This window comes from Agromyces sp. CCNWLW213 (assembly GCF_037199545.1).
Lineage (GTDB): Bacteria > Actinomycetota > Actinomycetes > Actinomycetales > Microbacteriaceae > Agromyces.
Map to the genome: position 1 here is coordinate 168690 of NZ_JBBBDX010000004.1, position 19540 is coordinate 188229.

15 protein-coding genes and 1 pseudogene are annotated in these 19540 nt (G+C 69.4%); 8 read left to right on the forward strand and 8 right to left on the reverse strand.

Going from position 1 to position 19540, the window contains the following annotated elements; translation table 11 throughout:
• Window positions 1-2: 2 nt before the first annotated feature.
• The 7 genes from WBQ80_RS10185 to dnaA form a co-directional block, all read right to left on the reverse strand.
• Complete coding sequence (locus WBQ80_RS10185) at window positions 3-407, reverse strand: DUF3566 domain-containing protein (protein ID WP_336572385.1); 405 nt, start codon at window positions 405-407, stop codon at window positions 3-5.
• 5 nt (window positions 408-412) lie between these two features.
• Complete coding sequence (gene gyrA, locus WBQ80_RS10190; RefSeq protein ID WP_442892710.1) at window positions 413-2935, reverse strand: DNA gyrase subunit A; 2523 nt, start codon at window positions 2933-2935, stop codon at window positions 413-415.
• 82 nt (window positions 2936-3017) lie between these two features.
• Window positions 3018-5012, reverse strand: coding sequence for a DNA topoisomerase (ATP-hydrolyzing) subunit B (gene gyrB / locus WBQ80_RS10195; RefSeq protein WP_336572387.1), 1995 nt, complete (start codon window positions 5010-5012; stop codon window positions 3018-3020).
• 123 nt (window positions 5013-5135) lie between these two features.
• Window positions 5136-5615 carry a DUF721 domain-containing protein gene (locus WBQ80_RS10200; RefSeq protein ID WP_336572389.1) on the reverse strand — a complete coding sequence of 160 codons (480 nt, stop codon included), beginning with the start codon at window positions 5613-5615 and terminating at the stop codon, window positions 5136-5138.
• On the reverse strand, window positions 5608-6834 hold the full coding sequence (gene recF / locus WBQ80_RS10205; protein WP_336572390.1) for a DNA replication/repair protein RecF: 1227 nt from the start codon (window positions 6832-6834) through the stop codon (window positions 5608-5610). The genes WBQ80_RS10200 and recF overlap by 8 nt, the downstream gene beginning before the upstream one ends.
• A gap of 61 nt (window positions 6835-6895) precedes the next feature.
• Window positions 6896-8050, reverse strand: a complete 1155-nt coding sequence (gene dnaN / locus WBQ80_RS10210) for a DNA polymerase III subunit beta (protein WP_336572400.1) — start codon at window positions 8048-8050, stop codon at window positions 6896-6898.
• A gap of 455 nt (window positions 8051-8505) precedes the next feature.
• Window positions 8506-9987, reverse strand: coding sequence for a chromosomal replication initiator protein DnaA (dnaA, locus tag WBQ80_RS10215; protein ID WP_336572391.1), 1482 nt, complete (start codon window positions 9985-9987; stop codon window positions 8506-8508).
• 409 nt (window positions 9988-10396) lie between these two features.
• On the opposite strand from dnaA, the gene rpmH reads away from it, so the two are divergent.
• The 8 genes and pseudogenes from rpmH to WBQ80_RS10255 all read left to right on the forward strand — a co-directional run bounded on the left by rpmH (window position 10397) and on the right by WBQ80_RS10255 (window position 18543).
• Complete coding sequence (rpmH, locus tag WBQ80_RS10220) at window positions 10397-10534, forward strand: 50S ribosomal protein L34 (protein ID WP_067947540.1); 138 nt, start codon at window positions 10397-10399, stop codon at window positions 10532-10534.
• A gap of 7 nt (window positions 10535-10541) precedes the next feature.
• Window positions 10542-10949 (forward strand): ribonuclease P protein component, encoded by a 408-nt coding sequence (gene rnpA / locus WBQ80_RS10225; protein WP_442892709.1) that lies wholly within the window; start codon window positions 10542-10544, stop codon window positions 10947-10949.
• Window positions 10912-11241 (forward strand): annotated as a pseudogene (yidD, locus tag WBQ80_RS10230) (membrane protein insertion efficiency factor YidD); the annotation flags it as partial. The gene rnpA and the pseudogene yidD, both read left to right, overlap by 38 nt.
• Before the next feature lie 222 nt (window positions 11242-11463).
• Window positions 11464-12420, forward strand: a complete 957-nt coding sequence (gene yidC, locus WBQ80_RS10235) for a membrane protein insertase YidC (RefSeq protein ID WP_336572392.1) — start codon at window positions 11464-11466, stop codon at window positions 12418-12420.
• Between the two features lie 5 nt (window positions 12421-12425).
• The gene (locus WBQ80_RS10240) at window positions 12426-12923 is read left to right on the forward strand and encodes a Jag family protein (RefSeq protein WP_336572393.1); all 498 of its coding nucleotides are present in this window, start codon (window positions 12426-12428) and stop codon (window positions 12921-12923) included.
• Between the two features lie 28 nt (window positions 12924-12951).
• The gene (gene rsmG / locus WBQ80_RS10245; protein WP_336572394.1) at window positions 12952-13608 is read left to right on the forward strand and encodes a 16S rRNA (guanine(527)-N(7))-methyltransferase RsmG; all 657 of its coding nucleotides are present in this window, start codon (window positions 12952-12954) and stop codon (window positions 13606-13608) included.
• A gap of 3088 nt (window positions 13609-16696) precedes the next feature.
• Entirely contained in the window at window positions 16697-17569 is an 873-nt protein-coding gene (locus tag WBQ80_RS10250) for a ParA family protein (protein WP_336572574.1), read from the forward strand.
• Window positions 17569-18543, forward strand: coding sequence for a ParB/RepB/Spo0J family partition protein (locus WBQ80_RS10255; protein WP_336572530.1), 975 nt, complete (start codon window positions 17569-17571; stop codon window positions 18541-18543). Before WBQ80_RS10250 ends, WBQ80_RS10255 begins: the two co-directional genes overlap by 1 nt.
• 19 nt (window positions 18544-18562) lie before the next feature.
• Here the strand turns inward: WBQ80_RS10255 and WBQ80_RS10260 are convergent, their stop codons facing one another.
• Window positions 18563-19534: a D-alanine--D-alanine ligase family protein gene (locus tag WBQ80_RS10260; RefSeq protein WP_336572531.1), complete on the reverse strand. Its 972-nt coding sequence runs from the start codon at window positions 19532-19534 to the stop codon at window positions 18563-18565.
• Window positions 19535-19540: the final 6 nt, after the last annotated feature.

Below are 19540 nucleotides of genomic sequence, written 5' to 3' on the forward strand. Positions count from 1 at the left end.
CGTCAGCTGTTCGTGAAGCCGACCAGGATGCCCCCCGTGATCTTCACGCTGAGGTTGTAGAGCACCGCGATGACGGCGCCGAGGGCGGTCGTCACGACGAGGTTCAGCAGCGACACGATCACGGCGAAGCCCATCACGTTGCCGAGCGAGAAGAACGTGCGCAGGTCGGTGCCGGCGCCCGCGACATCCTGGACCAGGCTGTTCACCTGCTCGAAGATGCCGGTCGAGCTCAGCACCGTGAACACGAGGAACGACGCCACGATGTTCACGACCGCGAGGCAGACGGCCACGAGGAAGGACAGCTTCACGGCCGACCAGAAGTCGATGTACACCAGCCGGAGCCGCACCTGCTTGCCCGGGGGCTTGCGGTTCGTCTTCTTGGCCAGCTTGTCGGCGACGCTACTCATGACGGTCACTCCTCTCCAGCGGTCTCGGCCGCATCGTTCTCGGCGGCCTCGTCCGCGAGATTCCGCTCGGAATTCTTCGCGATGGCGATGATGCGATCGTCGGCGACGAACTTCGCGAAGACCACGCCCATCGTGTCCCTGCCCTTGGCCGGGACCTCGGCGACGTCAGAGCGTACCACCTTGCCGCTGGCAAGGACCACGAGGACCTCGTCGTTCCGCGAGGTGATGAGCGCGCCCGCGAGCGTGCCGCGATCGTCGTTCAACTTGGCGACCTTGATGCCCAGGCCGCCGCGCTGCTGCTTGCGGTACTCCTCGACGCGCGTGCGCTTCGCGTAGCCGCCCTCGGTCACGATGAACACGTACGCGTCGGACGGGCTCGCCTTCTGGCCGGTCGCGTCCGGGGGCGCGGCCGCCGCCTCGGCGGCTTCGGCCTCGGTCGACCCGGGCACGACGGATGCCGCGAGCAGCTCGTCGCCGGGCCGGAAGCTCATGCCCTTCACGCCCGACGTCGCGCGACCCATCGGCCGGAGCGCGTCGTCGGTCGCCTCGAACCGGAGCGACATGCCCTTCCTCGAGACCAGCAGGATCTCGTCGTGCTCGTCGACGAGCATGGCGGAGACGAGCTCGTCGCCCTCGCGCAGGTTGATGGCGATGACGCCGCGCGAGCGGTTCGTGTCGTACGCCGTCAGCTCGGTCTTCTTCACGAGTCCGTCGCGCGTCGCGAGCACGAGGTACTTGGCCACCTCGTAGTCGCGGATGTCGAGGATCTCGGCGATCTGCTCGTCGGGCTGCAGCTCGAGCAGGTTGGCGACGTGCTGGCCCTTGGCGTCGCGGCCGCCCTCCTGGATCTCGTACGTCTTCGCCCGGTAGACCCGGCCCTGGTTCGTGAAGAACAGCAGCCAGTGATGAGTCGTCGTGACGAAGAAGTGGTCGACGACGTCGTCGGCGCGGAGCTGGGCGCCCCTGACGCCCTTGCCACCGCGGTGCTGCGACCGGTAGTTGTCGCTGCGCGTGCGCTTGACGTACCCGCCGCGCGTGACGGTGACCACCATCTCCTCTTCGGGGATCAGGTCCTCCATCGACATGTCGCCGTCGAACCCGTGCAGGATGTGCGTGCGGCGCTCGTCGCCGAACTTGTCGACGATCTCGGCGAGCTCCTCCGACACGATGCCGCGCTGGCGCGACTCGTCGGCGAGGATCGCCTGGTACTCGGCGATCTGCTGCTCGAGTTCGGCGAGGCGGTCGATGATCTTCTGGCGCTCGAGGGCCGCGAGGCGGCGCAGCTGCATCGTCAGGATCGCGTCGGCCTGGAGCTGGTCGACGTCGAGCAGCTCCATCAGGCCGGTGCGGGCCTCGTCGACGTCGGGCGAGCGGCGGATGAGCGCGATGACCTCGTCGAGCGCGTCGAGCGCCTTCACGTAGCCGCGCTGGATGTGCGCCTGCGCCTCGGCCTCGGCGAGGAGGTACCGGGTGCGGCGGACGATGACCTCGATCTGGTGATCGACCCAATGGGCGATGAACCCGTCGATCGGGAGGGTCCGGGGCACGCCGTCGACGATCGCGAGCATGTTCGCGCCGAAGTTGTCCTGCAGCTGCGTGTGCTTGTACAGGTTGTTGAGCACGACCTTCGCGACCGCGTCGCGCTTGAGCACGATCACGAGGCGCTGGCCGGTGCGGCCCGACGACTCGTCGCGGATGTCGGCGATGCCGCTGAGCTTGCCGTCCTTCACGAGGTCGGCGATCTTGATCGCCAGGTTGTCGGGGTTCACCTGGTACGGGAGCTCGGTGACCACCAGGCACGTGCGGCCCTGGATCTCCTCCACGTTGACGACGGCGCGCATCGTGATGGACCCGCGCCCCGTCCGATAGGCGTCGAGGATGCCGCGGGTGCCGAGGATCTGGGCGCCCGTCGGGAAGTCCGGCCCCTTGATGCGCTGGATCAGCGCCTCCTGGAGCTCCTCGCGCGTGGCATCCGGGTGCTCGAGGTACCACTGGGCGCCCGATGCGACCTCGCGCAGGTTGTGCGGCGGGATGTTCGTGGCCATGCCGACGGCGATGCCGACCGAGCCGTTGACGAGCAGGTTCGGGAAGCGCGCCGGCAGGATCGTCGGCTCCTGCGTGCGACCGTCGTAGTTGTCGCCGAAGTCGACGGTGTCCTTCTCGATGTCCCGCACCATCTCGAGCGCGAGCGGAGCCATCTTGGTCTCGGTGTACCGGGGCGCGGCCGCGCCGTCGTTGCCGGGCGAGCCGAAGTTGCCCTGCCCGAGCGCGAGCGGGTACCGCATCGACCACGGCTGCACGAGGCGCACGAGCGCGTCGTAGATCGCGGTGTCGCCGTGCGGGTGGAACTGGCCCATGACGTCGCCGACGACGCGCGAGCACTTCGAGAAGGCCTTGTCGGGGCGGTAGCCCCCGTCGAACATCGCGTAGATGACGCGTCGGTGCACGGGCTTGAGGCCGTCGCGCACGTCGGGCAGCGCGCGCCCGACGATGACGCTCATGGCGTAGTCGAGGTACGAGCGCTGCATCTCGAGCTGCAGGTCGACCTGGTCGATGCGACCGTGGATGCCGTTGCCCCCGCCGGCCTCGTCGGCGCCCGGGTTGATCGTGTCAGATGTCAAGGAAGCGCACGTCCTTCGCGTTCTTCTGGATGAAGCTGCGGCGCGACTCGACGTCGTCGCCCATCAGGGTCGAGAAGATCTCGTCCGCGGCGGCGGCGTCGTCCATGGTGACCTGGAGCAGCGTGCGGCTCTCCGGGTTCATCGTCGTGTCCCACAGTTCCTGGTGGTTCATCTCGCCGAGGCCCTTGTAGCGCTGCACCGCGTTGTCCTTGGGGATCCGCTTGCCCTGGGCGAGGCCGTCCTCGAGGACCGCGTCGCGCTCGCGGTCGGAGAACACGTACTCGTGATCGGCGTTCGACCACTTGATGCGGTACAGCGGCGGCTGGGCGAGGTACACGTAACCGAGCTCGATGAGCGGGCGCATGTAGCGGAACAGCAGCGTGAGCAGCAGCGTCGTGATGTGCTGGCCGTCGACGTCGGCGTCGGCCATGAGCACGATCTTGTGGTACCGGACCTTCTCGGGGTCGAAGTCCTCGCCGAGACCCGCGCCGAAGGCGGTGATCATCGCCTGGACCTCGGCGTTCGCGAGCGCCCGGTCGAGTCGCGCGCGCTCGACGTTGAGGATCTTGCCGCGGATCGGCAGGATCGCCTGCGTCTCGGGGTTGCGCCCCTGCACGGCCGAGCCGCCGGCCGAGTCGCCCTCGACGATGAAGATCTCGGAGATCGACGGGTCCTTCGACTGGCAGTCTTTGAGCTTGCCGGGCATGCCGCCCGACTCGAGGAGGCCCTTGCGGCGCGTCGCCTCGCGCGCCTTGCGGGCGGCCAGCCGGGCGGTCGCGGCCTGGAGCGCCTTCCGGATGACCTCCTTCGCCTGGTTCGGGTTGCGGTCGAACCAGTCGCCCAGCTGCTCGCTCGTCACGCGCTGCACGTAGGACTTCGCCTCGGTGTTGCCGAGCTTGGTCTTGGTCTGGCCCTCGAACTGCGGCTCGGACAGCTTGACCGAGATGACCGCGGTCAGGCCCTCGCGCACGTCCTCGCCCGAGAAGTTGGCGTCTTTCTCCTTCAGCAGGCCCTTCTCGCGCGCGTACCGGTTGACGAGCGTCGTGAGCGCGGCGCGGAAGCCCTCTTCATGGGTGCCGCCCTCGTGGGTGTTGATCGTGTTGGCGTAGGTGTGGACGGACTCCGTGTAGGCCGTGGTCCACTGCATCGCGACCTCGAGCGCGATGTGGCGCTCGGTGTCCTCGGCCTCGAACGAGATGATCTCGTCGTTGACCAGGTCGGTCTTCTTCGAGCGGTTGAGGTACTCGACGTAATCGACCAGGCCGCGCTCGTAGAGGAAGCTGTCGTGGCGGTGCCCCTGCTCGTCCTCCTCGCCGTCGGAGATCTGCGAGATCTCCCGCAGGTCGGTGAGGTTGATCCGCAGCCCCTTGTTGAGGAACGCGTACTGCTGGAAGCGCGCGCGGAGCGTCTCGTAGTCGAACTCGACGGTCTCGAAGATGTCCTCGCTGGGCCAGAACGTGATCGAGGTGCCCGTGGCATCCGTCGCCTCGCCCTGCTCGAGCGGCGCGTCGGGAACGCCGACCGTGTAGGACTGGCGGTACACGCTGCCCTGGCGCTTGACCTCGACCTCGAGTCGCGTCGAGAGCGCGTTGACGACCGACGAACCCACGCCGTGGAGTCCGCCCGAGACCGCGTACCCGCCGCCGCCGAACTTGCCGCCGGCGTGCAGCACGGTGAGCACGACCTCGACCGTGGAGCGCCCCTCGGTCTTGTGGATGTCGACCGGGATGCCGCGGCCGTTGTCGACGACTCGCACGGCGCCGTCGGCCAGGATGGTCACGTCGATGGTGTCGCAGTACCCCGCGAGCGCCTCGTCGACGGAGTTGTCGACGATCTCGTAGACGAGGTGGTGCAGGCCGCGCGGGCCCGTCGAGCCGATGTACATGCCCGGCCGCTTGCGGACCGCTTCGAGGCCCTCGAGAACCTGGATCGCGTCGGCGCCGTATTCCGGCGTCTGCTGGGCCTTCGTCGGTTCCGCTGTCATGGGTGAATCGGGCTCCAAACCGTCGTTCTGGCGACCCTTGATCCTATCAACACCGGGAGGGGTCCGCGTCGCTCCGCGCCGATCTGCGGCCTCGTGAACGGTCGAGTGACCGATTTTGCCCTCTCACCCGTAGGTGTCGCGCGGACCACGCCCTGGAACCGATCTGGGACCCCTTTTCCAGGTGGGGGCGTCCGGCCCTTGGAAGCGGATGTTCTCCACACCCGCGTGGGGGTGCCGGTCGGCGATCGCGCGGAGCAGCTCCGAACGCATCATCCGGAGCTGGGTCGCCCAGGCCGTCGAGTCGCAGCGAACCTGCAGCATGCCGCCCTCGATCGCGATCGGCTCGGAGTGCTCGGCGATCTCGGCGCCGGCGATCTCGGGCCACGTCGCGAGGAGCTCGTGCTGGGAGAGCGGGCCCGTCCATCCGAGCTGCGCGGTGAGCGCGTCGATGGTCGCGCCCAGTGGCTTGGGATCGCGGCCGGGGGTGAACGGCTCGCTGCCCGCGGCCTCGCGGGTGCGGGGGCGCGCTCGCCCGGGACGGATGCGGGGCTCCCCGCCGAAGATCTCGCGGAAGTGCTGGTAGGTCCTCGCCGCCTCAGACACCGGATGCCTCCGTCTCGCGCGTCGCTCCGGCGTCGTCGGCCGGCGACTCGAGTACTCGTCCGGCTTCGATGTGGATGACGCGGCCCGCGAGCGGGTCGGGCACGTCCTCGAGGACCGCGGCCGTGATGAGCACCTGCTCGTACCCGCCGATGGCGGCCGCCAGGCGCTCACGCCGACGACGGTCGAGCTCGGCGAACACGTCGTCGAGCACGAGCACCGGATCGCCGGTCGACGAATCGCGACGCAGCAGCTCGGCCGAGGCGAGGCGAAGGCCGAGGGCGAACGACCACGACTCGCCGTGGCTCGCGTACCCCTTGGCCGGCAGGCCGTTGAGCAGCAGGAGGACGTCGTCGCGGTGCGGCCCGGCCAGCGTCACGCCGCGCTCGAGCTCGCGACGGCGCAGCGCGGCGAGGGCGGCCGCGAAGCGTTCGGCGGTCGACGCGGGCTCGGCGGTTCCTGCGGCGGGTCCGGTGCCCGGGCGGGGGGCAGTGGCATCCGTCGCCTCGTCGTCGGGGTCGGCGCCGTCGATCGAGAGGACGGGCTCGAGCTCGGGGCGGTGGTCGGCGTCGACGATCGACCGATAGGCCGCCGCGAGGGGCTCGCGCAGCTCGCCGACCAGTTCGAGCCGGCGGTCGATGAGCTCGGCGCCGAGCTCCACGAGCCGCTCATCCCAGATGTCGAGGGTGGTGAGCTGCGACGCGGCCAGTCCGCGGGCGCGGGCGCTCTTCAAGAGGGAGTTGCGCTGCTTGAGCACCCGCTCGTAGTCGGCCATCACGCCGGCCAGGCGCGGGATGCGCTGGACCAGGAGGCCGTCGAGCATGCGCCGGCGCACGGACGGCTCGCCGCGCACGATCGCGAGGTCCTCGGGGGCGAAGAGCACCGTGTGGGCGTACCGCGGCAGGTCGCGCGGCTTGGCCGCCGCACGATTGACCTGCGCGCGGTTCGCGCCCTGCCGGTTGAGCTGGAGCTCGAGCAGCACCTCGCGGCCGCCGTGGGCGAGGACGGCGCGCACCACCGCCGCATCCGCGCCGGCGCGGATCAGGGCCTGGTCGCTCGACACCCGGTGGGAGCCGAGGGTCGCGAGGTACCCGATCGACTCGACGAGGTTCGTCTTGCCCTGGCCGTTCCGGCCCACGATGACCGTGGCGCCCGGCTCGAGCTCGAGCTCGGCCGTGCGGTAGTTGCGGTAATCGATGAGCGAGAGCCTGGCGACGTGCACGGTGCGGCTCCCTTCTCGCGAACCCCCACGCTACCCGCCGCCGCGGACATCGCGGCGGCCGCTATCGGAGCAGGAGGTTCGGCTGCAGGAGGTAGCGGTAGCTGTCGGCGCCCGCCTGCTCGCGGGAGGTCTGGCTCGTGATGAGCACCGGCCCGGGCTTGTTCGGATTCTCGGTCTTCGTGAACGAGATGCGGACGAACTCGCTCGGGACCGCCTGGAGTCCATCGAGGAGGAACTGCGGCTTCAGGGACACCACGGTCTCATCGCCGGTGAGGATCGCGTCGATCGACTCGGAGGCCTGCGCCTGCTCGCTCCCGATGGCCTCGAGCGTCAGCCCGTCGGCCGTGAACGTGTAGCGCAGGGCGGCCTCGCGCTCGAGGACCAGGGCCACGCGACGGGTGGCCTCGATGAGCTCGGCCGTGTTCATGACCGCGTAGTTGTCGACCGTGTCGGGGAAGAGCCGGCGGACGGGCGGGAAGTTGCCCTTGATGAGCAGGCTCGTCACCGTCTTGCGGTCGGCCGAGAAGGCGATGAGCTCGCGATCGTCGCGGCTGGTGATCGCGATCGAGAGGTTGCCCGAGTGGCCGAAGGTCTTGCCGACCTCCTGCAGCGTGCGGGCGGGCACGAGCGCGGTGAGCGAATCGGCACCCTCGGTCGCGACGCCACCGCCGTCCCACTCGATCTCGCGGATCGCGACGCGGTACCGGTCGGTCGCGACCAGGCTGACGTTGTTCTCGCGGACCTCGAGCTGCACGCCCGTGATCACGGGGGTCACGTCGTCGCGGGACGCGGCGACGGCGACCTGCGAGACGGCCGACGCGAACTCCTCGGCCGGCACGAGGCCGGTCTGCTCGCCGATCTCGGGGATCGACGGGTACTCCTCGACGGGCATCGACAGCAGCGTGAAGCTCGCCGAGCCGCAGGTGACCGAGATGCGCGATTCCTCGGTCGAGACCTTGACGGGCGCGTTCGGCAGGCGGCCGGCGATCTCGGCGAGCAGGCGACCGGAGACGAGGACGGTGCCGGGTTCCTCGACATCGGCCTTGATCTCGGTGCGCGACGACACCTCGTAGTCGAACGAGGAGAGGACGAGGCCGTCGTCGTTCGCCTGGATCAGCACCCCCGAGAGGATCGGCAGGGTCGTGCGCTGCGGCAGCAGCTTGACGGCGAAGGACACGGCCTCACTGAAGACGTCGCGATTGACCTGGAACTTCACGGTTCTCCCGTCGTGGAGGTGCTGGATGGCTCCCATGCTATCCGCACGGTCACTCGGCACGCGGGGTTTTCGGCGCGGTCCGGCCCGGAGCGGACCGCTCCCGTCCGAGGTTGTCGGACGCCTCGGATTAACCATCTATCTCTTAACGGTGTTAACCGGTGTGGAAACTGTGGATGGTGTGCGGGGATCCGCGGAACGACGGGCGAGGGGGCCGTTCCGGCCTGTGCACGGGTTGTGGAGATCGAGGCGGATGCCCGTCGGGGACTCCGATGCGCGTTCGGAGTTGTCCACAGGCCGACGAACCGTGTGCACAGTCCTGGTGCGGTTGCTCGTCAACAATCCACAGATTGTCCACACCTGTGTGGAATCGACTCAGGCGTTTCGCAGGGTCGCCCGATCACGCGCGATCCGGGGCGCGCCGGGGGATGCCGGCGGCATCCGCCGGACGACCGCGATCAGCGGAAGCGGGCCTGCTGCTTGATGCGCGCGGTGAGCTCCGTGACCTGGTTGTAGATGGAGCGGCGCTCCTTCATGAGTTCCGAGATCTTCTTGTTCGCGTACATGACCGTCGTGTGGTCGCGGTTGCCGAACAGCTGTCCGATCTTCGGGAGGCTGAGGCTCGTGAGCTCGCGGCACAGGTACATCGCGATCTGGCGCGCCGTCGCGACCGCCTGCGATCGGCTCGACCCGTAGAGGTCGTCGACCGTGAGCTTGAAGTAGTCGGCCGTCGCGGTGATGATGTCGACCGGCGCGACGACGTTGTCGGTGTCATCCGTGATCAGGTCCTTCAGGACCGTCTGCACGAGCGGCATGTCGACCGGCGTGCGGTTCAGGCTGGCGAAGGCCGTGACGCGGATCAGCGTGCCCTCGAGCTCGCGGATGTTGCTCGAGACCTTCGAGGCCATGTACTCGAGGATGTCGTCGGGCACCTGGAGTCGCTCGTTCTGCGCCTTCTTCCGCAGGATCGCGATGCGCGTCTCGAGGTCGGGCGCCTGCACGTCGGTGATGAGGCCCCACTCGAACCGGCTGCGCATGCGGTCCTCGAAGCCCGTCAGGTGCTTCGGCGGGACGTCGCTCGTGATCACGACCTGCTTGTTGTGGTCGTGCAGCGTGTTGAAGGTGTGGAAGAACGCCTCCTGCGTCTCCGCCTTGCCCTGCAGGAACTGGATGTCGTCGATCAGCAGGATGTCGATGTTGCGATAGCGCTGCTGGAACAGCGAGCCGCGGTTGTTGGCGATCGAGTTGATGAAGTCGTTGGTGAACTCCTCGGAGCTCACGTACCGCACGCGGATGCCCGGGTACAGGCTCATCGCGTAGTGGCCGATGGCGTGCAGGAGGTGCGTCTTGCCGAGCCCGGAGTCGCCGTAGATGAACAGGGGGTTGTAGGCCTTCGCCGGCGCCTCGGCCACCGCGACCGCCGCCGCGTGGGCGAAGCGGTTGGACTGGCCGATGACGAAGCTGTCGAAGGAGTACTTGGGATTCAGCCGGGCGTCGCGGGGCCGGTCGGGGTTCGCGGGAGTGTCGAACACCGACTGGTGCGAGGCCGGCAGCTCGACCGGGTCGAGCAAGCCGTCGGATGCCGCGCCGCCGGGCCCCGAGCCGTCGCCCGGCCCGCCCAGGCCGCCGCCGTTGCCGAGGCCCGCCGCGTCGGCGTGCGGTCGTGCATCCTCGAGCTCGGGGTTCACCACGACATAGAAGGACGTGACGGGCGAGGGTGCATCGATGGCGCTCATCGCCGAGAGCAGCGAGACGCGCATGCGCTGGTTGAGCATGCTCGCCGTGAAGTCGTTCGGGACCTCGAGGTAGAACGTGCCCGCCGCGATGCCCTTCGGCTCGACCAGGTTGAGGAAGCCCTGGAGCATCGGCGTGATGGCCTCGTCTCCCGACAACCGGTCGAGGACCGTCGCCCACGTTTCGGCAATGGGCTGTTCTGTCATCGCTCCCCGCAATCTCTGCACCGTCGTCCGGCCGCTCGTCGCTCCCCCGAACGACAGGTGGAGCGGCCCGAAGGCTCTGTTCACAGCGTTCTCCACGGCCTGTGAACGAAGTTGCGAGAAGCGCGAGATTCCGCCGCACGGGCTGGGGATAACTGGGTTCACACGCTAGCGAATGCACGTGCCCCCGACAAATGCCGATCCGCGGATCCACGGCGCGCGGGCGTGTCGTTCCCAGCGGCTAGCTGGGGATCGGTGGAGAATATCCGGTTCGAGGTGTGCTCGGTTTGACCGCGGCACCCCCAAGCCGTAGTTTTAATCAGTTGACCGCAGCCCTTTCGGGCACCGAGTTTTCCCGCCGGCGCACCGTTGACGCGCCCGTCGAGGAGATCCCTGAAGCCGGAGAAGAAGAATGAGCAAGCGTACCTTCCAGCCCAACAACCGCCGCCGCGCCCGCAAGCACGGCTTCCGCGCCCGTATGCGCACGCGCGCCGGCCGCGCCATCCTCTCGGCCCGTCGCGCCAAGGGCCGCACCGAACTCTCCGCGTAAGCGATCGGTGCTCGCCAAAGCGAATCGCATCACGAGCGCCGATGACTACCGGTTCATCGTGCGCCGTGGTGCGAAGGTCGCCGGTGCCCACACCGTGAGCTACCTCCGCTCCCGTGAGTCGGGCACCGACGCGCGCTTCGGCTTCATCGTCTCCAAGAAGGTCGGCTCGGCCGTCCGACGCAACCTCGTGCGGCGCAGGCTCAAGGCCGCGTGCCGCGAGCTCGTCGACGGCGGCGTCTCCGCCGTCGACGTCGTCGTGCGGGCACTGCCGACCTCGGCCGGCGCCGACTTCGACGCCCTCCGGGCCGACGTGGTCGCGGCACTCCAGGTGCACGAGCGGCGGTCCGCCTCCCGTCCGCGATCCTCCCCGGCAGCGGATGCCGCAGCCCCCACCCTCGCAGCGAAAGACGCGTGACGTGCGAGATCTCGCCTGGTTCGTCTGGCTCCTCCCCCGCAACGCGGGCGTGCTGCTGATCCGCGCCTACCGCGCCGTGGTCTCCCCGCTCTACGGCGACGTCTGCCGCTACTACCCGTCGTGCTCGTCGTACGGGCTCGGCGCGGTGCAGCACCGGGGCCTCGTCGTCGGCTCGGCCCTCACCGCCTGGCGCATCGTCCGCTGCAACCCGTGGTCGCGAGGCGGCGTCGACGACGTGCCCATGCCCCGGGTGCGTCGCTTCCATGTCACCCGCTTCGGCTTCGTGCTCCCGGCCGGCTGGGCGAGCGCGGCGTCATCAGGCGGTCGACCCGGTCGACCCGCTCGGCGGGGGCGTCGCCGTGCGACCGTCCCGACGTCGGCGGGCGTCGTCGGCGGCGCCGCCCACGCGGGCCACCTGCACGCCACGCCGGACGGGGCCGCGCCGGCATCCGTCGCCCGCGACATCGCGGACCAGGACCTCTCCCCCATGTCCCGAAAGGACTGACCCGCTCCAATGGACATCTTCAGCATCATCCTCTGGCCCATCAAATGGGCCATCGAGCTGATCCTCGTCGCCTTCCACTCGCTGTGGACCTTCATCGGGATGGACGCGGACGCCGGCATCACGTGGGTGCTCTCGATCGTCGGCCTCGTCATCGTGGTGCGCGCCGCGCTCATCCCGATCTTCGTGCGGCAGATCAAGAGCCAGCGGCGCATGCTCGAGGTCGCGCCGCAGCTGAAGAAGATCCAGGACAAGTACAAGGGCAAGAAGGACCAGTTCTCGCGCGAGGCCATGTCGCGCGAGACCATGGAGCTGTACAAGCGGACCGGCACCAACCCGCTCTCCTCCTGCCTTCCGCTGCTGCTGCAGATGCCGATCTTCTTCGGCCTGTTCTCGGTGCTCAATGACGCATCGATCCACGCCGACCGCGGCGGCGTCGGGCTGCTGACGCCCGAGCTCGCCGAATCGTTCTCGAACGCCGAGTTCCTCGGGGCGCCGCTCAGCGCGACCTTCATCCAGGCCATGAACGCCGGCGGGCCCTGGCAGGTCATGGTCGTGGCCATCGTCATGATCGTCCTGATGACGGCGTCGCAGTTCATCACGCAGCTGCAGATCGTCTCCAAGAACATGTCGCCCGAGACCAAGGCGAGCCCGATGTTCCGCCAGCAGCGGATCCTGCTCTACCTGCTCCCCCTGGTGTTCGCCGTCTCCGGCGTCGCCTTCCCCCTCGGCGTCATGTTCTACTGGCTCGTCTCGAACTTCTGGACCATGGGCCAGCAGTTCATCGTCATCCGCAACATGCCGACCCCGGGCAGCGAGGCCGCCAAGGCCCGCGAGGCCCGGCTCGCGAAGAAGGGCAAGCTGGTCATCGACGCGCCGGCGGATGGCACGTCCGACGAGGCGGAGAAGAAGACCACTCAGCGCCAGCAGCCGGTGAGCAAGAACCGCGCGAAGAAGAAGAGGAAGTGACCCCGATGACCGACGTCAAGCCCGACGCGGCGAACCGAACCCTCGAGCAGCTCGAGGAGGAGGGCGACATCGCGGCCGACTACATCGAGGAGCTGCTCGACATCAGCGACCTCGACGGCGACATCGACATCGACGCCCGCAACGGTCGCGCGTATCTGTCGGTGCACGCGACCGAGGGGGCCAACCTCGGCGTGCTCTCCAAGTCCGAGGTGGTCTCCGCGTTGCAGGAACTCACGCGTCTCGCCGTGCAGACGAAGACCGGCGCCTTCTCGCGCCTCATCCTCGATATCGGCGGCTCGCGCGACGCTCGCCGTGATGAGCTGGGTCGATTGGTCGCTCGCGCGGCGGAGCGCATCGAGGACGGCGCGGCCGAGGCTGCGCTCCCGCCGATGTCCTCGTACGAGCGCAAGCTCGTGCACGACCTGGTCGCCGAACGCGGATTCCACTCGGAGTCGCGGGGCGAGGGCGCCGAGCGCCACACCGTGATCACACGCGCGGGCTGACGCCCGTACTCGATGTTTCACGTGGAACATGACTGACCACTCCCCCGCTGGGCCGCACGCACTCGAGGCGGAGCCGGCGTCCGCACGCGTCGTGTTCGGAGATCGGCTCGGCCTCGTGCGTCGCTTCACCGAGAACCTCGCCCGCCACGGCGAGGAGCTCGGCCTGATCGGACCGCTCGAGCTCCCGCGCCTGTGGAGCCGGCATGTCGTCAACTCCGGGCTGGTCGCTCCCCTGCTTCGACCCGGCCGGGTCGGCGACGTCGGCTCGGGCGCGGGCCTTCCCGGGCTCGTCCTGGCGATCGCGCGGCCCGACGTGCACCTCACCCTCATCGAGCCGATGGAGCGCCGCGTCGCCTGGCTGAACCGCCAGGTCGACGAGCTCGACCTCCAGAACGTCGACGTCGTGCGGGCACGGGCCGAGGAGGCGAAGCTCACGGGACAGCTCGACCAGGTGACGGCACGTGCGGTGAGCGCGCTTCGAACGCTCATCCCGATCACCGCGCCGTTGCTCAAGCCCGGTGGCGAACTGCTCCTCATGAAGGGCGCCGGAGTGATCGGGGAGATGGGCGCGGCCGAGAAGGCGCTCCGCAAGTACCGGCTCGAGAACGTCGAGGTCACGGTGCTCGGCGAGGGCGTCGTGGACGACGTCACGCGGGTCTTCCGGGCCAGGGTGCCTCAGGGGTGATCTGCTCGTCGCGGACGGCGCCGGCGTCGCTGCTGACGAGGTTTCACGTGGAACGGTGCATCGTCCCGGGTGGCGGACTGCCTGGCGATTCGACGGGGGGTCCCCGACCGTTGCACCAACGCCCTCTCGCGCGCGGCCGGCTCTGAAGCGGACTCGCGCAGACGGAGGTGTCAACGCATCCGGGGAGCATGGTGCTGCACGCCGAGGCCAGTCGCACCCTGGCACGCGGCTCGTCACCCGATTCCGTGCCGTCCCGCCCGGTTCGAACAGACGTCGACCTCCCATGAGCAGGAGCACACGGGGCCCGGTGACTGACCGCTCCTTGGATTCGCGGAGGTGGGTGTTTCACGTGAAACGTGCTGCCTCCGATGCTGGTGCTGGGGCGGGCTGAGCGCCGACGGCAGAATCACGCCCTGCCGGTGTTCGAGGCTCGATCGCAGGGGACGATCTACGCGCGATCTGTGCTCGCCTTCTGTCTCGGCTCCTCCCGACCGGATCGGCGGCACATCGCCAGGGGCTCAGTGCGCAACCACCGAAGACGAAGGCGCGAGGCCGTCGGGCGGCCAGCGCCGGGCGGAGTACGGCCGTCGAGTGCTCGATGTCGGTGGCGGGTCAACATCACGGTCCCCACCGATGCGGCGCCGCCCTCGACCAGGCCCGCCCGTTGCATCATCGACGGCGCTGAGGCTGCTCGAGCGCCAGGCTCATGTTCGCCGTTCCGGCACGACCGTCTCTACCGCCAGGCCGGGTCATGGTTTCCCAGAACAGCGTGATCGACGGATCTGGGTACGCGCCGCGCCGCGCCCGAGCGATCGTGTTTCACGTGAAACGGATGTTCCGGAGCGATCGGCGTCTCGAACATCGAGGCGAGCGGTCGCCAGCGGCGGCCGTCACCGCGCCGCGACGACATCCTCGTCAGATGTGTCTGTCGCCGCGCCGCCACTTGCGGTCCCCCCGAGCGGGGCTGGAGCCGCTGCTCGCCCTCAGTCCGACGGTGTGCGGCTCCGGTCCGGCGTCGCGTCCGAGAGGTTCCGCCGTTCCCGTGCCAGGTGCCGCCCGATCCAAGCTCTCTGGTGGCGCAGCGTTCAGGTGACAGCTGAGCACCCGCGGATCCTCGCGGGTGAGAACACCTCGCGCGCCCCTCCCCCGATCGACTTCCACCTTCCGGGTGCTGCCGGCGATCGGACGAGCACTCTCGGCGGGCGGTTTCACCTGGGAAGATGTCTGCAGCGAAGCAGGTTCTGCGCGCTGGCATGCCCTAGGCAGCCACTCCGGTGAACCGCCCCCTGTCTCGGGTGGCGGTCGCGCCCCGCGCTCGTCGACCAGTGTGCCGCGCACGATCCGAGCGATCAAGTGTGTTCCACGTGAAACGCATGGCCGACGACATTCGCCGGTGGTGCAAATGCTCGTTCCGTTTTGCCGTGGGCCCGTCATCGGAAGCTGCGGAGGCCGGGCAGCCTACGTTGGGAGCGCTTGAGGCCAGCCTGGGGGAACGACGGCACGCCGCAGGAGCCGCGCGACCTGACCGGAGGTTTCACGTGAAGCGAGGAGAGGGGCAGTGGGCGACCGGATGGCTCGTGGGCGTGGGCCCCGCGCCACTGTCAGCTTGCCGCCACCCGCCCGCTCGCCGCCGCGCGGCGACCGGCGGCGTATGCAATCTCCCCGGCGCCGATCTGGCGCTCACCTGGGACTCGCTCGGGAACTCGACCTGGGCACGGACCCCTCTCCCCGACCTCCGCCGGTGGCGACCAGGCGGCGCGTGGCGCGAGGACTTCGTCTGAGGCCGGCGTGCACACACCGGTAGGGTGCGCGGAAACCGCGACCTCTCGCCGCCCGAGGCCCTTGCCGGGGTCGAACGGCGCACCCGTTTCACGTGAAACATCCACGCTTCCGCGTAGCGGACCGCCGACCGCTCGGGGCGTCTCCCTTGGGGCGTCCGATGCGACGATTAGGCTTGGGACGAAGAAGGCCGCCGGCCCGAAGGCGGCCGTCTCGGAGCAGGTCTGGAGTTGGAATGGCGAACGGTGGAGGACGTGGCTGGTTCCATCGACGAAAGCCGCGACCCGAGCCGGCGCCTGTCGTTGATCCGGAGCCCACGCGCATCGAGGCGTACGACGCCCGAAACGGCGAGGACCGCTCCGTCGACTTCGTAGCCGCTGCGGACGCCGAGTCGGATCGGCGGAAGTTCGACGACCTGCTCCATCCCGCGGCGACGGCGGCGGGCTTCGATTCTGCACGTCACCAGACGTCTGATGACCGTGCATGGGCACCGCCAGGCGCGAGCCGGACTGGGATCCGATCCGACGCGGCGGACCCGAGTGCGCCATCGGCGGCGACGCCATCCGTGAACGGCGGTACCACGCCCGGCGCCATTCCCGACCCGCGGCAGCAGGGTCGGCCCTCGGGTGCGCGGCGCGACCTCGAATCCCGGTCGGCGCGATACGACTGGGACGCGGCTACCGCTGCCGCACTGAGCGACGATCCCTCCCCCGGGTCCTCGGCCGCCGCGGCGCCGCTGCCGAAGAGCGAGCCCGACCGCCTGCTCGAGGAGATCATCCGCGAGATCGTCGGAGACGCGACCGCTGAAACGGTCTCCAGCCTCCAGCCGGACCGCACCACGGTTGGAGACGCGTCCACCGCGACGGACTCGGCTGCGGAGCATGCCGGCGGGGAGGACGCGGCGAACGTCCCATTTGGCGTGACGGCCGATCGTCCCGAGAACGCCGGCCCTGCTCCGAGCCCGATTGACGCGGACCGAAACGTGCCCGACTCCCCGGCGCCGGCGACCGTCCCCGTGGACGAATCGAGGTCGCCCGTCGATTCCGATGCGCCGCGGTCACCGGCCGCGCCGCACACCGCTCTGGTCGCGCCGGATGAGTCCGGTCCGGCCTCGGCCGAGCCCCCGGTGGAGTACCCTTCCCAAGGCGCGGAACACGTCGGCCACGACGTGCTCGAGTCACCGCGGGCGCTCGACGACGTCGCGTCGGCCCGTGCCGATGAACGATCCGAGCCGCTTCCCGCAGCGGACCGACCCGCCGGTGACGGCGATGTTTCACGTGAAACGCTTGACTCAGACGGAGGAACTCCACTGGCCGATCAGATTGCCGACGAGACCCGGCGGCGAATCGCGCTCGACGAGGCGGTCCTGCCGCTACCTCCGGCGACGCGGGTGCTGACGATCTCGAACCAGAAGGGCGGCGTCGGGAAGACCACCTCCGCGGTCAACCTCGCCGCTGCGCTCGCGCGCGCGGGCGCGCACGTCCTCGTCATCGACCTCGATCCGCAGGGCAACGCGTCCACCGCGCTGGGGGTCGACCACCGCTCGGAGCGGCAGAGCGTGTACGAGGTCCTCGTGTCCGACCTGCCGCTCGCGGAGGTCATCCAGAGGTCCACGGAGCACGACCGACTCGACTGCGTGCCGGCGACCATCCACCTCGCGGGTGCCGAGATCGAGCTCGTCTCCCTGGTCGCACGCGAGCAGCGGCTGCGCCGGGCCCTCGACGCCCACCTCGCGGCGATGGAGCGCCCGTACGACTACGTCTTCATCGACTGCCCGCCCTCGCTCGGATTGCTGACGATCAACGCCTTCGTCGCTGCCCGCGAGGTGCTCATCCCCATCCAGTGCGAGTACTACGCCCTCGAGGGCCTCTCGCAGCTGCTCAGCAACATCGAGCTCATCGAGAAGCACCTGAATCCCGACCTGCGCCTGAGCACCATCCTCCTGACGATGTACGACTCGCGAACGAACCTCGCTCAGCAGGTCGCGCAGGAGGTCAGGAACCACTTCCCCACCCAGACGCTCGACACGATCATCCCCCGCTCCGTCCGAGTGTCCGAGGCGCCGAGCTACGGACAGAGCGTGATCAGCTACGACTTCACGTCGAGCGGATCGCTCTCGTACCGTGAGGCCGCGGCGGAGATCGCCCGACGCGGAGCGTCGGAGAGCAAGGAGACCAACTGATGGCAACCAAGCGCACCGGCCTCGGGCGTGGCATCGGCGCACTCATCCCCACCACCGAGGACGCTCCGCGCGCGACCCGGCCCGTCGACGTCTTCTTCCCCGACAGCGAGGCTCCGCAGGCCGCCATGGCGGCCGTCGAGACTGCCGCGGATGCCAACCTCGTGACGGTCCCCGGCGCGCACCTGGCACGGCTGAACCCGCATGACATCGTGCCCAACGGGCAGCAGCCGCGGACGGTGTTCGACGAGGAAGACCTGGCCGAGCTCGTCCATTCGGTCAAGGAGTTCGGAGTCCTGCAGCCGATCGTCGTCCGACCGCACCCCGACCAGCCCGGCAAGTACGAGCTCGTCATGGGCGAACGACGACTGCGGGCGACGAAGGCCGCAGGGCTGGACAGCATCCCAGCCGTCATCAAGGACACCGCGAACGAGGCGATGCTCCGGGATGCGCTGCTCGAGAACCTGCACCGGTCCCAGCTCAACCCCCTCGAGGAAGCGAGCGCCTACCAGCAGCTCCTCGCCGACTTCGGGATCACCCAGGAGGAACTCGCCACCCGCATCGGCCGTTCGCGGCCCCAGATCTCGAACACGCTCCGACTCCTCAAGCTCCCGGAGCCCGTGCAGCTGCGCGTGGCGGCGGGCGTCCTGAGCGCTGGACACGCGCGAGCGATCCTCGCGGCCGGCGACCCGGAGGCGATGCAGCGCCTCGCCGACAAGATCGTCAACGAGGACCTCTCCGTCCGAGCGGCCGAGGCCATCGTCGCCGAGACGCCGAGGCCGGGACGACCGAAGCCCGCCGCCGGGAAGCGGCAGGAGTTCCTCGACGACCTCTCGGGCCGTCTCGGAGACCGGCTGGACACCCGCGTGAAGATCACGATCGGTGCGCGAAAGGGCCAGATCAGCATCGATTTCGCGACGGTGCAGGACCTCAGGAGGATCCTCAGCGAACTCGGTGAGGACCTCGACGGCCTCTGATCCGTCAGCGCCTCGGAGGTCAGGCGGCCGCGGTGGCTCCCCGGGCGAACGCGGCCCGCACGAGCTCGTCGTAGACGCGCGCCGCATCCGTGCCCGACGCCTCGATCGCGAGCGGGAGCAGCGAGGTCTCCGTGAGACCCGGGAGGACGTTCGCCTCGAGGAACCAGGGCGTACCGTCCGCGTCGACGATGAGGTCGACACGCGAGAGGTCGCGGAGGCCGAGCGTGCGGTGCGCGAGCAACGCGGCATCCGTCGCCGCCCCGACCACGGCGTCGTCGAGACGACTGGGAGCGAAGAAGGTCGTCTCCCCCGCGTTGTAGCGCTCCTGGAAGGAGTAGACGCCATTCGTCGGCACGATCTCGACGGCGGTCAGTGCGCGGGCTTCGTCACCGGTCCCGACGATGCCGACGGCGATCTCGGTGCCGACGATGCGCCGCTCCACGACCGCGACGTCGGCGTATGTGAACGCCTCGACCATCGCTCGCGGCAACTCGCTGGGGTCCTCGACGATCGAGACGCCCTGCGCCGACCCGCCGGAGGCGGGCTTGACCACGAGGTCGCCCTGCATGGCGGCGCGAACCACCCGGAGCACGCTCGATGCGCCGAGTTCCCGGAACGCCTCGTGCGACAGCACGATCGAGTCGGGCACGGCGACACCCGCCTGCGCGACGAGGGAGCTCGCGATCGGCTTCGACCACGCCCGACGGGCGGCGGCCCCCGTCGAGCCGACCGTGGGCACGCCGAGGGCGGCGAGCAGCTCGAGCAGCGAGCCGTCCTCGCCGCTCGACCCGTGGAGCGCGGGGAACACCACGTCCGGTCGGCGCTCGGCGAGGTAGGGGAGCAGTCCGGCGTCGGGGTCCCGGAGCTCGACGCGATGCCCTGCACGCGCGAGCGCGTCGGCCACGCGGCGCCCCGAACGGAGCGAGACATCGCGCTCATGCGAGATCCCGCCCGCGAGGACGACGACGACGAGTCCGTTGGTTTCGCTCATGATCAG